The following is a 2895-nucleotide window of genomic DNA, read 5'->3' on the forward strand; positions in this document are numbered from 1 at the left end:
TCTAACAAGCAATTGTAAGACAAGCAAATCAAGGGCGCATGGGGGATACCTAGGCTCTCAGAGGCGATGAAGGACGTGGTAAGCTGCGAAAAGCTGCGGGGAATGGCACACACATGGTGATCCGCAGGTGTCCGAATGGGGCAACCCGGCTATATGAAGTATAGTCATCCTGATACAGGAAGCAAACGGGGGGAACTGAAACATCTAAGTACCCCTAGGAGAAGAAAACAACAGTGATTCCGCAAGTAGTGGCGAGCGAACGCGGACTAGCCCAAACCAGTCATGTTACGGCATGGCCGGGGTTGTAGGACTGACCGAGTGGTCAGCAGGTAAAGTCGAATGGTCTGGGAAGGCCAACCGTAGGGGGTGAGAGTCCCGTAGACGTAGCACCTGCTGATTGAGTCAGTATCCTGAGTAGGGGGGGACCGGCGAAATCCCCTCTGAATCCGGCGGCACCATCCGCCAAGGCTAAATACTCCTGAGAGACCGATAGTGAACGAGTACCGTGAGGGAAAGGTGAAAAGTACCGCGAGCAGCGGGGTGAAATAGAACTTGAAACCATGCGCTTACAAGCGGGCGGAGCCTTTTGGGGTGACGCCGTGCCTTTTGCATAATGAGCCTACGAGTTACGGTCACTGGCCAGGTTAATGCTTTTGAAAGCAGGAGCCGAAGCGAAAGCGAGTCTGAATAGGGCGCTTAGTCAGTGGCTGTAGACGCGAAACTTGGTGATCTACCCATGACCAGGTTGAAGCTGTGGTAACACACAGTGGAGGACCGAACCGGTAAACGTTGAAAAGTTTTCGGATGAGTTGTGGGTAGGGGTGAAAGGCCAATCAAACTGAGAAATAGCTCGTACTCCCCGAAATGTTTTTAGGAACAGCGTTGGGGTCAGAGTCAGCGGCAGGTAGAGCTACCGATAGGACTAGGGGGAGTCACATCCTACCAAATCCTGACGAACTCCGAATGGCCGTTGATATACCCAGCAGTGAGGGCATGGGTGCTAAGGTCCGTGTCCGAGAGGGGAACAACCCAGAGCATCAGCTAAGGTCCCTAAATATATGCTAAGTTGAACTAAGGGGGTCCGACTGCAGAGACAGCCAGGATGTTAGCTTGGAAGCAGCTATACATTTAAAGAGTGCGTAACAGCTCACTGGTCGAGCGGGGCGGGCATCGATAATAAACGGGCATCAAGCATATTACCGAAGCTATGCGATAGTAATTTATTACAATCGGTAGGGGAGCATTCTCACAGGGGTGAAGGTGTCGCGTAAGCGGTGCTGGACTGGTGAGAAAAGCAAATGTAGGCATAAGTAACGATAATGCTGACGAGAAATCAGCACACCGAAAGACTAAGGATTCCTCCGCTATGCTAATCAACGGAGGGTTAGGCGGGACCTAAGGGGGAGCCGACAGGCGTACTTCGATGGACAGCCGGTTAATATTCCGGCCCTTGCCCTTAGTGTGAAGAAGTGACGGAGCAGCGTGGTCACTACGTTCTGACGGAATAGAGCGTTGAGCTGAGCCTACGGGCGAGGCGAAGTGGCGAAGCAGCTTCCAAGAAAAGCTTTGGAAACATCAGCTAAGGGCAACTCGTACCGTAAACCGACACAGGTAGTCGAGAAGAATATTCTAAGGTGCTCGAGTGAATCACGGCTAAGGAACTCGGCAAATTAACCCTGTAACTTCGGGAGAAGGGGAGCCTCCTCAGAAATGAGAGGTCGCAGAGAAATGGCCCAGGCGACTGTTTAGCAAAAACACAGGACTCTGCCAAAACGAAAGTTGACGTATAGGGTCTGACACCTGCCCGGTGCTGGAAGGTTAAGAGGGGATGTTAGTGCGCAAGTGCGAAGCATTGAATCGAAGCCCCAGTAAACGGCGGCCGTAACTATAACGGTCCTAAGGTAGCGAAATTCCTTGTCGGGTAAGTTCCGACCTGCACGAATGGTGTAACGATCTGGGCACTGTCTCGGCCGTGAGCTCGGTGAAATTGTAGTAGCGGTGAAGATGCCGCTTACCCGCCACGGGACGGAAAGACCCCGTGCACCTTTACTATAGCTTTGCATTGGTTTCGGGTCAGGGATGTGTAGGATAGGTGGGAGGCTGTGAAGTGGTGTCGCCAGGCATCATGGAGCCACCGTTGAAATACCACCCTTCGCTGGCCTGGGATCTAACTTCTCTGAGAGAAGGACCGTGCATGGTGGGTAGTTTGACTGGGGTGGTCGCCTCCAAAAGTGTAACGGAGGCTTCCAAAGGTCTGCTCAACACGCTTGGTAACCGTGTGTGGAGTGCAATAGTACAAGCAGGCTTGACTGTGAGACCGACGGGTCGAGCAGGTGGGAAACCAGGGTATAGTGATCCGGTGGTTCTGTATGGAAGGGCCATCGCTCAAAGGATAAAAGGTACGCCGGGGATAACAGGCTGATCTCCCCCAAGAGCTCACATCGACGGGGAGGTTTGGCACCTCGATGTCGGCTCGTCACATCCTGGGGCTGGAGAAGGTCCCAAGGGTTCGGCTGTTCGCCGATTAAAGTGGCACGCGAGCTGGGTTCAGAACGTCGTGAGACAGTTCGGTCCCTATCTGTGGTGGGCGCAGGAAGATTGACGGGGGCTGCCCTTAGTACGAGAGGACCGGGGTGGACCCACCGCTGGTGCACCGGTTGTCACGCCAGTGGCATGGCCGGGTAGCTATGTGGGGAACAGATAAGCGCTGAAAGCATCTAAGTGCGAAACTGGCCCGAAGATGAGTCTTCCCAACAAGGGTCGTTGTAGACGACAACGTTGATAGGCCACAGGTGTACGCGCTGAAAGGCGTTTAGCTGAGTGGTACTAATCACCCAAGAGCTTGTCTATATTATTCTTTCTATTCTTCTTTCTTCTGCATGTACATGAAACAAT

Annotated in this window: 1 rRNA gene; it reads left to right on the top strand. The window is 53.1% G+C overall.

Annotated elements, in window-relative coordinates:
• Nucleotides 1-17: 17 nt before the first annotated feature.
• Nucleotides 18-2850: ribosomal RNA gene (locus JUB14_RS27570) — 23S ribosomal RNA — on the top strand.
• Nucleotides 2851-2895 lie beyond the last annotated feature (45 nt).

Origin of the sequence: Telluribacter humicola, assembly GCF_017355935.1 — a bacterium.
GTDB classification, from domain to species: Bacteria; Bacteroidota; Bacteroidia; order Cytophagales; family Spirosomataceae; genus Telluribacter; species Telluribacter humicola.